The organism is Acinetobacter sp. AS23, from assembly GCF_023612055.1.
Classification (GTDB): Bacteria; Pseudomonadota; Gammaproteobacteria; order Pseudomonadales; family Moraxellaceae; genus Acinetobacter; species Acinetobacter oleivorans.
In genome coordinates this window covers 2710590-2725203 of sequence record NZ_CP082274.1, presented here as the reverse complement: position 1 = coordinate 2725203, position 14614 = coordinate 2710590, and the positions used below count along the sequence as shown (strand labels likewise).

Sequence of the window (14614 nt, the reverse complement as noted above, 5' to 3'; positions counted from 1 at the left end):
TGTCGAGTAATGATTTATTGTGCAATGAGTAAAACAGCAAGAAGAAAGAAAATAGCACCGCTAATTTTATTGAGTATAGAAAAATTATTTCCAGCCAGCATCTTTTCTTTAAAAATTGAAGAGAAATTTGCATAGACCAAATGAATTAAAAATCCAATAAAACAAAAGGTTAAAGATAGAATTAAAAACTGAGTTAAAATTTCTTTCTTGATATCAATAAATTGAGGGAATAGAGCAATAAAAAATACGATTGTTTTAGGGTTAAGCAAAGATGCAAGTAGGCCTTGATAAAAGAGTCTCGATTTACTTACATTTTTATCGCTTTGTTGATCAGTGATTAAATCTTGCGATGGCGATTTTTTGCTGAAGTTTTTATATCCAAGGTACATTAAATAAAAGGCACCAATAAATTTTAAAACCGTAAAAATAGTAGGGTTGCTGGTAATAATAAGACCTACACCACTAGCGGAAATTACAGCAATTACAAACATACCAATGATTAAGCCGCTAATACCGAATAGAGCAGTTTTAACACCATAATTGATTGAATTTGTGACAGTAAATAAAACGCCAGGTCCGGGGCTTAAGAGAGTAAGAAATGCAATTGTTATAAAGACTAAAAGACCGCTCACGCTGATATATCCTATTTATCAATGAGACTAGATTATGCGATTACTTTAAATGAGAAAATAAGTTATGTATACAGACAGTTATGTATATTTAAGCCTGAAATAGATTAAATGTTTAAAATATGCATTTCGATAAATAGGTAGGGTAATAAAAAGCTTATTACTCAAAGCAACATAAACATACAACCCCAACAGCAGGGGGTGTTAGTATGCTAAACCTATACCTCAAGAAATATACAGCATGACGAAAAAAGAACGGCAGTTTAAATCTGGCGAATTTCGATTTTCCTTTTTATCGTTTAAATATTGGGGTATATGGTTTTTAGCATTTATTCTGATGTGTTTTGCGATGTTACCTTGGGCAATTCAATGGCGTCTTGCCGATCTTTTATCAAAAATAGCATGGAAATCTTTAGGTTCAAGACGAAAAACAACATTACGTAATTTAGAAGCCTGCTTTCCTGAAAAAACACCTATGCAAATTGAGGTGAAAGCCAAACAGGTTTTTGTAGATACTCTCACGGGTGTATTTGAAGCCTTAAATGCTTGGTACAGTCCAAACTGGTTTAAAAGCCGTGTTCACATAGATGGATTAGAGAATTTAACAAATAATCAGGAAAATGGCGTACTACTATTAGGCACCCATAGTACGCTTTTAGACGCTGGTGGAGCAGCTTGTACCTTATTTTTTAATATGGACGTGGTTTACAGACCTCAAAATAATCCCTTTTTAGATTTTCTGATTCATCGTAGCCGTGCAAGAGTCTATAAAAACCAGATTGCTCGAGACAACATGCGTGGACTTATCCAAAACCTTAAACATGGTCATGCCATATGGTATAGCCCAGATCAGGACTTTGGCTTAAAACAAGGTGTAATGGCCTCATTTTTCGGAATACAGGCGGCTACCGTGACCGCTCACCGTAGATTGATGGATATCTCAAAAGCAGCAGCAGTACCTTTATACTTTTATAGAAGTGGCGATATTAGAAACCCTCAATATCATGTACTCGTGGAACCTAAATTAGAAAATTTTCCGAGTGGATGTGAAGTGAGTGATGCTGAAAGAGTCAATAAGATTATTGAGAATCAAATTCGTATTGCCCCTACGCAATACATGTGGTTCCATCGACGCTTTAAGACGCGTCCTGCTGGCGAAAAGAAATTTTATTGATGGTTTTTATGGAGAAATAGCACTGATATTTGACTTCTTTCGATTAAAATGAAACAAAATTTGACTTTTAATTGAAAGGAATCTTAATTAAATCAATATGAAAGATGAATCGGGGAGTGGGTAGAGTTTTTCTTGCTTTAATTATTTTGAATATCGATTGCAAATGCTTATGAAGCGTGTATTATCGAGCATAACTAACAAAATATTCTTGTCATAATAAATTTCTATTTGCGCAGTTTTATATTTATAATCCTTGGGTTTCTTCAGATATTTAATTTTTGACATCTATTTTTTAGTTAAATTGGTTTCCCAATAATAAGTTATAATATTTTAAGATTTAGGATATAACATATGTCTACTAGTACTGGTACAGTAAAATGGTTCAATGAAACTAAAGGTTTTGGTTTTATTGTGACTGATGAAGGTAAAGATATTTTTGCTCATTTTACTGATATTCAAACACAAGGTTTTAAAGTTCTATTAGAAGGTCAACGTGTTGAGTTTACCGTAGTACAAGGTAAAAAAGGCCCTCAAGCTTCAAATATTGTGATTCTTCAAAACTCATAAATAAAGCGTTTAATTGATTTGAATATATTGTTTAAATAAAATATATTTAAGTCTAAAGCATTTTATTAGAGTTTAAAAAAAGCCCACTTTAGTCTTGTGGGTTTTTTATAAGTTTTAATTCAACTTATATTTAAAAAAAGAAGTATAAAAATACTCTTATCAAAGTGCTTCTAAATTTTTATGTTAAAATATAACGAATTAGGTGTATGGTATTAAAATGGATATTTGTATTGGCGGTATTTTTGACGGTCAGAAAATAGAAAATAATAATGATTTCTTTAAGGTTGAAGAGCATTATTCAGACAATAGTTCTAAATATATTAGGCAACACTTCCACTTGTTTGGACAAATTTTTAGCTTTTGGGTGTGTGATGAGGTTGATTTAAGTCAAGCAATGAGAAGAGCCGAGAGTATTTTAAAGAAGAAAAATGAAAATATTTAGCTAATAAATTAAAATAATTTTACTACTGTCTATTATTTTAAAGATTTTCTTATTAAATTAATTGAAATAGATTTAATGAGTAAACTTTAATTTTTGAAAAACAATGATTTTATTTTATAGCTTCAAATGATATTTACAATATTTTAGTATTAGTTACAGACCATTACAATTTGTGAGTGGAATTTGGTAAATATAGTTATACATTAGGCGTAAGCTAAAGTTGTTTTATTTATTGCGCAAATAAAACAAAGCCCACTTTAATAAAATCTTTTATTAAAGTGGGCTCTTTATTCAGACGGTCATCTTTAATTCAACATTCATAATTAAACTATAGATAATATTTATTGTTATAGCCTCGCTTAGAAAGGAAAACATTTTAAATGTTAAGTGAAGTACAACCTAATATTTGCTTTATTGGCAGTAGTAATTTAGCTTTGGCTTTAATCGGAGGAATGGTTTTAAAAGGGTTTAACAAAGAAAAAATACACTTAATTGAAGAGAAAAAAATTAATGATACACATGCTTTGAAGCAAAAAGAAAATGGTTTAAAAAAAGCTGATATTGTTGTGTTGTTACTCGATCCAAAACAATTAAAAGAGATACTTGCGCCGTTTAAAAAATGGTTAGCAAATAAGATTATTGTTTCTATGATGGCAGGGATTGATATTGCGCACCTATCCAGTTTTACAGGTTCAAAGAAAATCGTTCGTGTGATTTCAAATCCGCCTGTACTGACCCATGTTGGTACTCACGTGCTGATTGCTTCAGAGCAAATGGACCAGCTTGATAAAGACTTAATTGAAACCTTGTATTCTGCAACGGGTCAGACTTTTTGGGCGCCGTCTGAAACACAAAGTGATGCCATTATTGCATTATCAGGTTCAGGGCCAGCTTACTTTTTCTATATTTTAGATAGCATGATTAAGACGGGTGTTTCATTAGGGCTAGATAAACAATTTGCCTTAGATCTTGCGCTTCAAGCGGCTACTGGCGCAGTCGAAATGATTCGTAAAAGTAATGTTCCACCAGCGGAGTTATGTGGAAAGGTCACTTTAGCAAATGGGATTACCGAATCTGCTTTACGAATGTTTGAATTAGGCAATGTGTCTGATGATATACGTTTAGCAATGAGGGCCGCATATCATCGTAGCAAAGAAATTACTTCAGAAATTATTTCTGAGGCTCGTTAACGCTTTTTAGCAAACTAGGCCTTTAAGAAGTATTCCCAAATAATGAAACCTAAGCCAAACCCAATAAAAGAGTAGAGAGTAATAATAAAGAATACAAAACTGGCCTTATTTTTTTTCTTCAAAATGTTCATGGCGATGCCTCCAATTCAGATTAATTTTATTATGGAGATGAGGAGGCTGTAATCATAGATACAGAATTTTTTAAAAAAAATATAACAGAGCCTAAATCTGTTATCGCTTAAGCCGCTTAACTAAATAAGCATTTTAAAATCAATAGTTTACGTCGATGCGCTATAGGCATTACACCTTTTATTCAATTAACATTAAATCGGCGGTATTGGCAGATTTAAGAGGGCGTAGGGCAAAGGTCGAACGGGTGTGTCGAATTCCTTTAATTGAATAGAGTTTTTTTCGTAAAAAACGTTCGTAATGGTCAGCATCTTTTACTGCTACTTTAACCAAATAATCATAATCACCTGTGACGAGATGAGCTTCTACAACTTCAGGTATGTCAGCTAATGCTTCGCTGAAATTTTCCAGCATTTCATCGTCATGGCGTTCTAAAGTAATTTCTATAAAGAATACTTCATGAATACCAATCGCTTTTGGGTTTACGTTTACCGTATAGCCTTCAATAATTTTTAAAGTTTCCAGACGTTTTAGTCGTGTCCAGCATGGTGAAGATGAAAGACCAACTTCTTCTGCTAATTGAGCAACGGTTAGACGGCCATTACCGCGTAAGGCAGATAAAATTTTCCGATCTATGCGATCTAGTGTGTATTCTGTTCTGTTCAAAATATAAACCAAAGAAGAATCTTCTGATAAAATTAAATATACTTCATTTTTATGCTGCGAACATTTAAAAATATTAAAAAATACAGGAAACATTTTGAGTTAAAGGTACATACACTAGTTCTATGCATCGAACTCTCTGGATAAGGGTTGTGATGGAGCAAAGAGCACTGTTTCAGTAAGGGTGACTAAACAGTGCTCTTTGCGGATCCTTTCTAAGTTCTTAAATCTATTTTTATTAATTGCCGTAGTGTATTAAAACAAATTAAATAATAACTTTTATTTATCAATTGAAGAAAAACTAATCATTATTTTTTATCTAACTTTTGCTTTATGGTGATTTCATTGCAAAGTAGGAAGCAAGGTTATGATCACCCAGCACGATATAAACCAAAAACAATATCAAAATAAATCTTTAGACTATTTGAATAGCCAAGCTCACTCTGAAGGAATTGAATTTAATAAATTTATTCATGAAATTCAGAAATATGAAAAGGCTGTCGTTCTAGATTTAGGCTGTGGTGGTGGTCATGTTTCTTATAATGTTGCTCCACATGCTGATCTCGTCTTTGCCTATGATTTATCTCATGAAATGTTACACACAGTGTCTAAGGCAGCTAGCCAGCGCAAATTAAAAAACATCTTTGTGCAGCAGGGCATTGCTGAAGACATGCCTTTTAGTGATCAGCAGTTTGATGTCGTGATTAGTCGATATTCAGCTCATCACTGGCAGCATGTTCCGACGGCCATGAAAGAAGTAAACCGCGTTCTTAAGCCAGATGGCATTGTTATTTTTGTAGACATTATTAGTTCTAGCTCACCTATATTAGATACGTTTTTACAGACGATCGAAACGATTCGAGACCCAAGTCACGTAAGAAACTATAGTGTGAAAGAGTGGGTCTATTTTATTGAAGATGCAGGCTTTGACTTAGTAGCTTTAGACAAGCAAACGCTTTCTTTAGACTTTGATAGTTGGGTAAAGCGTATGAAAACTCCTGAAGATCAAATTAAAACTTTACGCTATTTACAGGAAGGTTCGTCTGACCTCGTTAAGAAGTATTTCAAAATTCAAAATGACGGTAGCTTTGAAAGCCATGTGGGCTATTTTGTCTTTAAGAAGTTAGGGTTTTAAAGTTGTGTAATGAGTAAGGGTTTTAGTCGATAAGAAATGAATGAAATATCACTAAAACTCTTTACTTGAATAACTTGGATTATATTAAAGAAGATTAGAAAAAATTTAATATCATTTATTTGATAAAAGTTAATCACACAATTTTTTTAAGGTGATTAAATATTCAAAAGAGAAGAGGATTTATCTAATTTTCTTATTATTAATAGACACTTATAAGTAATTATTATTTAATACGCCCGCAACATTATCACTAATACTTTTAATAACTTTGTCGGGGAAATAATGCGTAATATTTTAGTAACAGTTTTCACTTTATTGGTAGCAACATCAGTTTATGCTGAGCAAGAGCCGAAAACTTATATACAGCGAACAACTTGCGAGAGAACAGTACAACTACATGGTTTTTTAAGCCGTGCTCAACTTGATTGTAATTATCACTATACTTCACAAGAATTAGTTCATGAATCTGACAAATGTACTAAACATGAACTAGGTGAAAAATATGGTAGAGAAGTTATGAGATTAGGTATGGATCAATTTGAAGCACGCAAGAGAGGAGATATGAAAGGCCAATTATGTAGTACGGTTTTAAAAGAGTTTCCAAATTATATTAAAAAATAAAATAAGGTTTTAAAAACCTCTTCTAGCAAGCCGATAAAATGGATTTATTTATTCATTTTATCGGTGTATCACCACTTATAATTTGCCAATTAAACCCGATAATAAATTTTAATAATTCACCTAATATCACATTGACACTTAAAACCTCTCTTATTATTCTCTGCGGCGGAACGGGAGGGGGACATCTTCGGATGTGCTGATTTTTGGGTAAATCAGTCTGCTAACCCTTTCTCGTTCTATCATTATGATTCAATGAAGCGGATAAATTATTTTTAAAAACTGTCTGAATAATATTTGTAGCTTTTGAAAAATTATTAAAAGAAATAACCTTTCTCGAGAGTTGATTATTACTACTCAGAAATTTTTCCAAGCGTTTATCAAAACTATGTGAAAACTGAATCAACTCGATTGTGTTTTTTAGAGTCTCTTTAGGGCTTTTACCTGTAACTACAGACTTTAGGTAACGTTGAAGTAGCCTTGTTGTTCTTAAATAAAGAGGTACTTCCATCTTTAAAATTAAAGAGCACTCAAGAAGTAGTGGAAGTAAACGTTTATCGTAAGCTCCCTCTACAATCCAACTATCTTGTAAGGTGATTTTTTTAATACCAAATGAGATAGTTTCTTCGGAATTCTTTACAAATTCAGTTCCACTTAAGTCCCAATAGATTTCATCAAATGCATGAGCAGGAATCTTTAATTCTTTCGCTAATTTCTTAGCGATAGTTGTTTTACCGGCACCAGAAGGGCCTACAATACAAATTTTCATGGTTTATAGAATTGAATTTTGATATTTAATTAACCTATCTAATGCGAACTTAACAGTTTCTATAGAAATAAGTATTCTCAGGGTCATATTTTCGATTAAGAAGAAAAATTCTTTTACCAAGATCTTTCCTTAATCTCTAACTCTTGTATTTTATGTTAAAGAAAACTAGATAAAATTTTCAGTCCATTTTTTATCTAATTCTTTTAAATCATTATATGCTTTTTCAAATTCGCTCAACGGAAAACTTAGGTGAGGAGCAGAAGGCGAGGTTTGCCAGACTACGGATGTCACAACATCGTGAATATGGTTAAATGCGTAACCAAAACGAGTCCATACGACTTTATCTGCTGAAACAACTTGTTCAACCATAATTACGCTGCACTCTAGATCTAAATCATCAGGGCAAATTAAAATTGGAACTACTGTTGAAATAGATACATTTTCATAAGCTTGTGGTTTAAGAAGTTTCCATGCATTACTTAATGCCAACTCACTATCATGATCATATAACCAACCCTGGGCTGGAACTAAACTTTCTGTGCCATCAATAATGGGAATATTTTGATGCACCCATATATTTAATGGAATATTATCAATTGCGAGAATAGGGAAAGGTTTTAAATGGCCATTTGCGTCTTTTATACATCCCTCAATTGGATGTTCATGTAAAAGAGCAGCTGAGATAGTATTCATATTTATGAGTTAATGTGTGTTAATCAAATATAATATATTCTATTCAATAGATTAATGAATCTAATCCAATGAAAATAATATTTATTTAATTGTTTTCTAGCCAACATCACATTGACACTTAAAATCTATCTTATTATTCTCTGAGGTAGAATGGAGGAGGGACGCCTTGTGCGTGCTGGTTCTATATGCCCAGTCTGCTAACCCTCTTTTGTTCTATTATTATTTTTACTAAATAATGAATTTCTAATGAAAGAATTAAATATTTTACTCAAATGAAAAATAATATTTATTCAATTATTTTCTAGCCAATATCACATTGACACCTAAAACCCCTCCGATTATGCTTTGCCTGCTGGCCTACATCGCCAGTCGGCTTTGACAGGCCGTATACCCAAAGCACACGAAAAAGTCTTTCTTTTTTGTGGGCATCCCTGCGTGCCCCCTCTGCGGCGGAACGGGAGGGGGACACCTTCGGGTGTGCTGATCTTTTGGGTATCAGTCTGTCAACCTTCTCTCGTTTCGCCACCATTATTTGACAGTAATGTGGCGAAACTTCTTTATTACCCAAAGGAGTCCGCTCATGCGTACTATTTCTTCTCATTTATTGGTCTTTGCCAAACTCTCTCTAGCCATATCGTCCAACTGGTCTTTAAAACGGTTCAACCGACTCTAGGTTTTTAAAACCTTAGCTCGTTACGACTAAAAAATCATAGCAACAATAAAACCTGAGATAGCTTAGGCACATTTTTGTGCTGCTTTTGCATGCCTGTTTTTAGCACTCATTTTAAGAGTGACGGCATTTCTATCTCTTTTAGATACAACAAAAAATTATTTAAACGGTATTCCTATGCCAAATTTAGAATCTTCATTTAGAGCACTCAGAGTGCTTCACATCGCAAAAGACTTATTTAATCAATATGGGTTTCATAAGGTCGGGGTCGACCAAATTATTGCAGAAGCCAAAGTTGCCAAGGCTACTTTTTACAACGACTTTCACTCAAAAGCACGACTCATCGAGATGTGTCTCACTTTTCAAAAAGACGCGTTAAAAGTAAAAGTGTTTTCCATTATTAATTCTTACCGTGAACAAATGGTGCTCGATAAACTTAGGCAGATTTACCTTTTACATGCCGATTTAAATGGCTTTTATCATTTACCCTTTAAAGCTATTTTTGAAATAGAAAAGCTCTATCCAGTTGCCTATAAAGTTGTGGTTGACTATAGAAACTGGTTTGTAAACGAAATCTATAAGTTGCTCTTAACCTTAAAAGCTACAGCCTCCATTCAAGATGCTTATATGTTTTTATTTATGATTGATGGCGCAATGGTCCAGCTTTTAGATAAAAATGTGGTCGATGAAAGAGATCGGTTGTTGGATTATTTCTTTTTAAATTTTGCTTAAGCGACAAAATTCTCCTAAGAAAAAGCCTCCAATCAAGGAGGCTTTCATTTTAAATAAAATAACTGCTTAGCTTAATGTCGCAGGTTTTGTAGCTTGTGCTATTCCTTCAAAATATTGCACGGCAGGCGAACGAGCCATATAAGCTAAAGCTTGCTCGGTATCACCTTCATGAAGTGGGTTAAATTTTGGAGAAACCCATCTTAATGTCGCTTTCCATAAATATTTAATGGTCGGTAAGTTGTCTGAGCGAGTCGCAGTTTTTTCAAATTCACGAATAATTTTGAAGTAGCCACGACGCATCAATTTTTGAATGTCTTCGTGCTCTAAATCTTGTTGACCTAAACTACGCGCAAAGTCAGCTAGGAAATAAATAAACAGCGGGAAAACAGCCGCCATAATCACTTGGCGCGACACATAAAACCCAAACTTGTTTGTTAGTAGGTGCTCAAATAAGTCGTAGGCAACACAACGATGCTCAACTTCTTCAGCCAAATGCCAACGGAACAAATCTGCCATGGCAGGGTCGGCTTTGTCCCAAGACTTACTGTCGAGTGTCCATTGACCAATGGTTCCAGTAAAGTGCTCAATTGCAGCAATCACACCAACTCGGAAAAGTAACCAATATTCATCGAGCTTTTCGCCTTTTAAAAAGGGCATACCTAAAGGTTTGTCACCCAATAAAATGTTAAACACAAAATGGGCACGGTTGAGTGTTTCTTGAATGTCGTAGCCTTTTTCGCGTAAGAAGTCTTGAGCTTTTTCATGGGCACGTGCATGTGCTGCTTCTTGACGAACAAAGCCAATCACTTCTTGTTTTAATGTTTCGTCGGTAATCAAGGGAAGGGTTTTATTAAACACGCGGCAAAACCAAAACTCACCAGCCGGCAAGAGCATATTAATACCATTGGCTACATGTGAGCATAGCGGATCATTCGGCATCCAACACACAGATGACTCCGCAAAATCAAAATGTACTTTTCGAGCTTTAAGCTGATGATTCCCTGTGATCATATACGTCACCCTATTCATAATTATTCATTTAATGCGAATGCACAATTTTTAGCATTAAGTAAAATCGATCACCATGTGAGTAAAGGACAAAAACATCCAACCAAAGGCTTAAAGAGATAAAAACGGTCTAAGACAGAGATTTCATAAATAAAAAAAGGCTCCTTATGAAAAGGAGCCTTCAGTTTGGGGAGTTAGGCTTTAAAGTTTTTGAGCCTATTTATTTTTTATAAGCTAAAACGCTTTATTATAAATTTCACGTTAAGTCACTTACAGTGCTTTAAAGTCTAGATCGCTTGCCACTGATCTTTAACTTCTTGTGAATTTTTATTCAGAATGACTTGGTTTTCTTTCACTTCACCAATCCATCCAGTAGGAATAAGGTGATGTTGACCGCTTTCGTCTCGAGTCAGCTTTAATTGGTTTTCACCCTCTAGATGGTCGACTGTACCTACTTTAGTACCACAAGAAGCAATAACGTCTGCGTGTTTTTTAATATCATTAATATTTAAAGTGCTCATTTTAGACCTCTTCTTTAGAAATAGAAAAACGGTAAGACTTAAATTACTTTAAATAATTGGATAAATCAGGGGTTTTTAATAAACCTTACAGGATGGGTTTATAAGTTCACTTAATAAATATATTCGAGTAACAATGAAATAATTAGATATAAAACTAATAATATTTATCTTTTTATTACAATTTACATGTTTATTTAAACAGAAGTATTTAGATAAGGTTAAACCAAGTCTTATAAATAATTATTTGCAATGAATATTAAAATACCTATAAATGTGACGATATTAAGTATCTTGAGTGAATTTGAATCTGCCTCGGCTGAAGATAAAAGCAAGCTTCGTATAAATTTACTCTCTCAATTGGTAAATTTAGCCAAAAACTTGCCTCATCCAGCTTCGGGACAGACCTATCAACGCTGGCAGCTTTTTGCTCAGATTGCTGGAGTCGATTTAAGTTTGGCGAAGCTTTTTGAGTCGCATTGCGATGCTTTAAGCATTTTAAGTGAATTGGGTTATCACCCAGAAATAGATGACCAGCTTTGGGCTGTGTGGGCAGCAGACGGTGGACCAGCTCCATTGCAAGTGAAAGATAACCTTTGTAATGGCATAAAGCCTTGGTGCTCTGGTGCAGAGTTTATTCAAAAAGTTTTAATGAGTTATAAAAATCAACAAGGGCAGGCGCAGCTTTGTATTGTTGACTTAAGTCATTCTTCTATTAGCACGGACTCAAGCCACTGGCATGCAGTCGGGATGAATGCGACGCAAACTGCAAGAGTAAGTTTTGAAAATACGCCTGTTAAATTGATCGGTCACCCAAATAGTTATTTAAAACGTTCAGGCTTTTGGCATGGTGCAGCAGGTGTTGCAGTTTGTTGGTATGGTGCCGCCGTTGGTTTAGCTGGTTTTTTACAAGAAAGTTGTCAGGTCAGTCCGAATCCTTTTAAAAAACTGTACTTGGGAGAGGTCGCTCATCAATTAGAAATTACTAAGCAATATTTTCAATATGTTGCTGAACTGATTGACAGCAAACCCATGCTAAATCATGAGCGGGAAATACGAATACTACGTGCCCAAACAGAACAATGCTGTCTGAGTGTGGTTGAGCGAGTAGGCAAAGCATTAGGTGCTCGTCCTTTTTGTGAAGATGCAACTTTTGCACAGCTCATGGCTGATTTGCCTGTGTTTATCAGACAAAGTCATGCTGCTTTTGACTACCAGCAAATTACAGAACTCTGTTTATCGGACCAAAGCCTATGGGAACTTTAAAACATCCTTTGGTCGAAGACCGCATTATTTTTGGTGAGGGTACGTCAAAAGAGCAATGGTTAAATGCATTTCAACAACAACCTTTAGCAGCTTTAGATCTTGAATTGTTTCGCTCAAAAAGGGTGGTGATAGTCGCTCCACATCCTGATGATGAGGTGCTTGGTTGCGGTGGTTTAATGCAGCAACTTATTGCGCTGAATTGTAAGATTCTCATTTTAGCGGTAAGTAACGGCACACAAAGCCATCCTAACTCTACAAAATATCCTCCAGATCAGCTCAATATTCTTCGTCCGCAAGAAAGCTTGGCAGCCTTAAAGTGTTTAGGAGTAGCCGAGTCAGCCGAGCATGTAGAGCTTCATTTTTTAGATGGTCAGATTCATTTACAAACCGATCAACTGTGGCAGAGTTTAGAGCAGATCGTTCAAGCCGACGATATTCTAATTTGTAGCTATGCCTTTGATGGTCACCCAGACCACGAAGCCGTAGGTAAAACCGTACAAGCTTACGCAACAGCTAAGCAACTTCTATGTTTACACGTATTAATTTGGGCTTGGCATTGGGCAAAGCCGTTAGACTCACGAATTGATTGGTACCGAGCAAAAGCATATCACTTAACCGAAGAACAGCTAACTAAAAAACATCAAGCAATTTTGCAGTTTAAAACCCAACTTGAAGCAGATGAAACTACGGGTAATGCTGCGGTTCTCTCTTCTAGTGCAATTAAACGTCTTTTAATGCCTTATGAGGTTTATTTGAGTGATTCATTCTCGCATGTACTTTGAAGATTTATATCGTCATAACAGTGATCCGTGGGGCTATGACTCTCATTGGTATGAAGCTCGTAAAAGACAAATTTGTCTCGCGCTGCTGACAAAACCTCGTTATTCAAAAGTGTTAGAAGTGGGCTGTTCAAATGGACATTTAAGTTTTCATTTGGCGCAAAGAGCCGAGCAACTGTTGTGTATAGATGTCTCTGAATGTGCTGTTCGCTTAGCGTCCGAGCGCTTAAAAGAATTTGAGCATGTGGTTGTTGAAAATAGAAAAATACCTGAAGACTACTCAATTCAAAAATTCGACCTCATTTTAATTAGTGAGATGGCCTATTACTTATCTGCTAATGAGTTGCAGCAGTTCATTGAAAAGTTAAAACATAGTTTAAATGACGACGGCGAGATTCTTTGTTGCCATTGGCGTCATGAAATTCAAGATTTTGAATTAAATGCAGAAAAAGTCCATCAAGGTTTTCAGCAACATTTCCCATTTCATCACTATCTCAGCTTAAACGATCCAGATTTTATGATTGATCTATGGACGGCGAACACTTCCTCTTTAGCACAGCAGGAAAAATTAAGATGAAAATAGGTATCGTCATTCCAGCGCATAACGAAGAGCACTATCTATCTGCCTGTTTGCAGTCTATTCAGGTCGCTATAGAGAACATTAGCGGTTATGACGTAGAGGTGATTGTGGTACTGGATAACTGTACAGATCAGTCGCGGTTGATTGTACAAAGCCATCAAATCAATTGGATTGAATGTAACTATGCATGTGTTGGGCAAGCACGAGATTTAGGAATTCGTCATTTAATTGGGCGTGGCGTGACATGGATTGCATGTACGGATGCAGACACGGTCGTTAGTCCTGATTGGTTGCGCTATCAAATCCAGCACCAACCTACAGATGCAATTTGCGGTACTGTAACGCTCGACGATTTTAGTCATCTCTCTATAACGAAACGGCAAAAATATTTAGCGCATTATAAAGATCAGATGGATCACGCGCATATTCATGGGGCAAATTTAAGTTTTAGTGCAGAGGTTTATCTTTTGGTAGGTGGCTTTGAACCTATTTCATGCCATGAAGATGTGTCTTTAATCAAAAAATTGATCAAGCATTGTTGCAATATTACTTGGAGTAATCTGGTTCGAGTGACAACGAGTAGTCGCTTAAACGGACGCGCACCTCAGGGTTTATCGTACTTTTTAAATAATCTCTAATCACTTAAACCATGATCTCTCCCAATATCGAAATATTCTTTAAATTTTTAGAGTCATATTTAATTTTGATGATGCTACCGACTTTATATTGATCGTGATTTTGCTTAGCAATAAGTACCTTAAGATTTTCAGTAATGATTTCGCCTTGCTCAGTTTGAAATTTCAATTTTATATAACATAACGGGCGATATTGCACTTTAGCTAATGAGTCCTGAAAATACACAACCTCGGCAGAAGTAATCATTCCTCGTTTATAGATTAAAAACTTATGAACCAGACTTTTAAGAAAAAAGGTCCAAGCAATATAGACAAAGAATAAGCTAAACCAGACTACTCCAATAAAAGTCAAAAAATCAGAAAATTTCACTTACTAAAACCAGAATTATTCGTTTAACGCATGATTCTAAATGAACA

General features: G+C 35.0%; 19 protein-coding genes. 11 read left to right on the top strand and 8 right to left on the bottom strand.

All coding sequences use genetic code 11. The features are described from left to right. Positions 1-14: 14 nt before the first annotated feature. Entirely contained in the window at positions 15-632 is a 618-nt protein-coding gene (locus tag K6I41_RS12835; protein ID WP_151987401.1) for a LysE family translocator, read from the bottom strand. Positions 633-870: 238 nt separating this feature from the next. On the opposite strand from K6I41_RS12835, the gene K6I41_RS12830 reads away from it, so the two are divergent. The 4 genes from K6I41_RS12830 to K6I41_RS12815 all read left to right on the top strand — a co-directional run bounded on the left by K6I41_RS12830 (position 871) and on the right by K6I41_RS12815 (position 4002). Then, a complete protein-coding gene (locus K6I41_RS12830; protein WP_013198449.1) occupies positions 871-1803 on the top strand; it encodes an LpxL/LpxP family acyltransferase in 933 nt (310 codons plus the stop codon). A gap of 351 nt (positions 1804-2154) precedes the next feature. Further along, positions 2155-2370: a cold-shock protein gene (locus tag K6I41_RS12825; RefSeq protein WP_005303678.1), complete on the top strand. Its 216-nt coding sequence runs from the start codon at positions 2155-2157 to the stop codon at positions 2368-2370. A gap of 217 nt (positions 2371-2587) precedes the next feature. Continuing rightward, positions 2588-2812 carry a hypothetical protein gene (locus K6I41_RS12820; RefSeq protein WP_151987403.1) on the top strand — a complete coding sequence of 75 codons (225 nt, stop codon included), beginning with the start codon at positions 2588-2590 and terminating at the stop codon, positions 2810-2812. A gap of 380 nt (positions 2813-3192) precedes the next feature. Further along, the gene (locus K6I41_RS12815) at positions 3193-4002 is read left to right on the top strand and encodes a pyrroline-5-carboxylate reductase family protein (RefSeq protein ID WP_151987405.1); all 810 of its coding nucleotides are present in this window, start codon (positions 3193-3195) and stop codon (positions 4000-4002) included. Positions 4003-4016: 14 nt separating this feature from the next. Here the strand turns inward: K6I41_RS12815 and K6I41_RS12810 are convergent, their stop codons facing one another. After that, positions 4017-4133: a hypothetical protein gene (locus K6I41_RS12810; protein WP_004793556.1), complete on the bottom strand. Its 117-nt coding sequence runs from the start codon at positions 4131-4133 to the stop codon at positions 4017-4019. A gap of 178 nt (positions 4134-4311) precedes the next feature. Then, positions 4312-4797 (bottom strand): Lrp/AsnC family transcriptional regulator, encoded by a 486-nt coding sequence (locus tag K6I41_RS12805; RefSeq protein WP_031945309.1) that lies wholly within the window; start codon positions 4795-4797, stop codon positions 4312-4314. Positions 4798-5161: 364 nt separating this feature from the next. Here K6I41_RS12805 and K6I41_RS12800 point away from each other — a divergent pair, with 364 nt between their 5' ends. Both K6I41_RS12800 and K6I41_RS12795 read left to right on the top strand, forming a co-directional pair. Then, positions 5162-5929, top strand: a complete 768-nt coding sequence (locus K6I41_RS12800; RefSeq protein WP_250374494.1) for a class I SAM-dependent methyltransferase — start codon at positions 5162-5164, stop codon at positions 5927-5929. Between the two features lie 282 nt (positions 5930-6211). Further along, positions 6212-6550 (top strand): hypothetical protein, encoded by a 339-nt coding sequence (locus tag K6I41_RS12795; protein WP_151768479.1) that lies wholly within the window; start codon positions 6212-6214, stop codon positions 6548-6550. A gap of 220 nt (positions 6551-6770) precedes the next feature. On the opposite strand, the gene K6I41_RS12790 is transcribed toward K6I41_RS12795, so the two are convergent. Further along, entirely contained in the window at positions 6771-7316 is a 546-nt protein-coding gene (locus tag K6I41_RS12790) for an AAA family ATPase (RefSeq protein WP_199944758.1), read from the bottom strand. Positions 7317-7481: 165 nt separating this feature from the next. After that, positions 7482-8009, bottom strand: a complete 528-nt coding sequence (locus K6I41_RS12785; protein ID WP_199942412.1) for a hypothetical protein — start codon at positions 8007-8009, stop codon at positions 7482-7484. Between the two features lie 847 nt (positions 8010-8856). On the opposite strand from K6I41_RS12785, the gene K6I41_RS12780 reads away from it, so the two are divergent. Continuing rightward, positions 8857-9411: a TetR/AcrR family transcriptional regulator gene (locus tag K6I41_RS12780; RefSeq protein ID WP_199942411.1), complete on the top strand. Its 555-nt coding sequence runs from the start codon at positions 8857-8859 to the stop codon at positions 9409-9411. Positions 9412-9477: 66 nt separating this feature from the next. On the opposite strand, the gene K6I41_RS12775 is transcribed toward K6I41_RS12780, so the two are convergent. Both K6I41_RS12775 and K6I41_RS12765 read right to left on the bottom strand, forming a co-directional pair. Further along, entirely contained in the window at positions 9478-10422 is a 945-nt protein-coding gene (locus tag K6I41_RS12775) for a metal-dependent hydrolase (RefSeq protein ID WP_250374493.1), read from the bottom strand. Between the two features lie 284 nt (positions 10423-10706). Further along, positions 10707-10940, bottom strand: a complete 234-nt coding sequence (locus K6I41_RS12765) for a DUF2171 domain-containing protein (RefSeq protein ID WP_250374492.1) — start codon at positions 10938-10940, stop codon at positions 10707-10709. A 249-nt stretch (positions 10941-11189) separates the two neighbouring features. On the opposite strand from K6I41_RS12765, the gene K6I41_RS12760 reads away from it, so the two are divergent. From K6I41_RS12760 to K6I41_RS12745, 4 genes are read left to right on the top strand one after another with little or no spacing between them, the layout of a single operon-like run. Then, positions 11190-12203, top strand: a complete 1014-nt coding sequence (locus tag K6I41_RS12760) for an acyl-CoA dehydrogenase (protein WP_250374491.1) — start codon at positions 11190-11192, stop codon at positions 12201-12203. After that, complete coding sequence (locus K6I41_RS12755; protein ID WP_250374490.1) at positions 12191-12985, top strand: PIG-L deacetylase family protein; 795 nt, start codon at positions 12191-12193, stop codon at positions 12983-12985. The genes K6I41_RS12760 and K6I41_RS12755 overlap by 13 nt, the downstream gene beginning before the upstream one ends. Then, positions 12960-13559 (top strand): class I SAM-dependent methyltransferase, encoded by a 600-nt coding sequence (locus tag K6I41_RS12750; RefSeq protein WP_250374489.1) that lies wholly within the window; start codon positions 12960-12962, stop codon positions 13557-13559. The genes K6I41_RS12755 and K6I41_RS12750 overlap by 26 nt, the downstream gene beginning before the upstream one ends. Continuing rightward, complete coding sequence (locus K6I41_RS12745) at positions 13556-14200, top strand: glycosyltransferase family 2 protein (protein ID WP_199944764.1); 645 nt, start codon at positions 13556-13558, stop codon at positions 14198-14200. Before K6I41_RS12750 ends, K6I41_RS12745 begins: the two co-directional genes overlap by 4 nt. Positions 14201-14204: 4 nt before the next feature. Here the strand turns inward: K6I41_RS12745 and K6I41_RS12740 are convergent, their stop codons facing one another. Further along, a complete protein-coding gene (locus tag K6I41_RS12740; protein WP_250374488.1) occupies positions 14205-14567 on the bottom strand; it encodes a DUF3592 domain-containing protein in 363 nt (120 codons plus the stop codon). Positions 14568-14614: the final 47 nt, after the last annotated feature.

Excerpts from the sequence above, each read along its gene's own strand:
- K6I41_RS12745 (WP_199944764.1), top strand. The coding sequence starts at position 13,556 with ATGAAAATAGGTATCGTCATTCCAGCGCATAACGAAGAGCACTATCTA.
- K6I41_RS12795 (WP_151768479.1), top strand. The coding sequence starts at position 6,212 with ATGCGTAATATTTTAGTAACAGTTTTCACTTTATTGGTAGCAACATCA.
- K6I41_RS12790 (WP_199944758.1), bottom strand. The coding sequence starts at position 7,316 with ATGAAAATTTGTATTGTAGGCCCTTCTGGTGCCGGTAAAACAACTATC.
- K6I41_RS12760 (WP_250374491.1), top strand. The coding sequence starts at position 11,190 with ATGAATATTAAAATACCTATAAATGTGACGATATTAAGTATCTTGAGT.
- K6I41_RS12755 (WP_250374490.1), top strand. The coding sequence starts at position 12,191 with ATGGGAACTTTAAAACATCCTTTGGTCGAAGACCGCATTATTTTTGGT.
- K6I41_RS12820 (WP_151987403.1), top strand. The coding sequence starts at position 2,588 with ATGGATATTTGTATTGGCGGTATTTTTGACGGTCAGAAAATAGAAAAT.
- K6I41_RS12830 (WP_013198449.1), top strand. The coding sequence starts at position 871 with ATGACGAAAAAAGAACGGCAGTTTAAATCTGGCGAATTTCGATTTTCC.
- K6I41_RS12785 (WP_199942412.1), bottom strand. The coding sequence starts at position 8,009 with ATGAATACTATCTCAGCTGCTCTTTTACATGAACATCCAATTGAGGGA.
- K6I41_RS12775 (WP_250374493.1), bottom strand. The coding sequence starts at position 10,422 with ATGATCACAGGGAATCATCAGCTTAAAGCTCGAAAAGTACATTTTGAT.
- K6I41_RS12815 (WP_151987405.1), top strand. The coding sequence starts at position 3,193 with ATGTTAAGTGAAGTACAACCTAATATTTGCTTTATTGGCAGTAGTAAT.
- K6I41_RS12780 (WP_199942411.1), top strand. The coding sequence starts at position 8,857 with ATGCCAAATTTAGAATCTTCATTTAGAGCACTCAGAGTGCTTCACATC.
- K6I41_RS12800 (WP_250374494.1), top strand. The coding sequence starts at position 5,162 with ATGATCACCCAGCACGATATAAACCAAAAACAATATCAAAATAAATCT.
- K6I41_RS12825 (WP_005303678.1), top strand. The coding sequence starts at position 2,155 with ATGTCTACTAGTACTGGTACAGTAAAATGGTTCAATGAAACTAAAGGT.
- K6I41_RS12765 (WP_250374492.1), bottom strand. The coding sequence starts at position 10,940 with ATGAGCACTTTAAATATTAATGATATTAAAAAACACGCAGACGTTATT.
- K6I41_RS12810 (WP_004793556.1), bottom strand. The coding sequence starts at position 4,133 with ATGAACATTTTGAAGAAAAAAAATAAGGCCAGTTTTGTATTCTTTATT.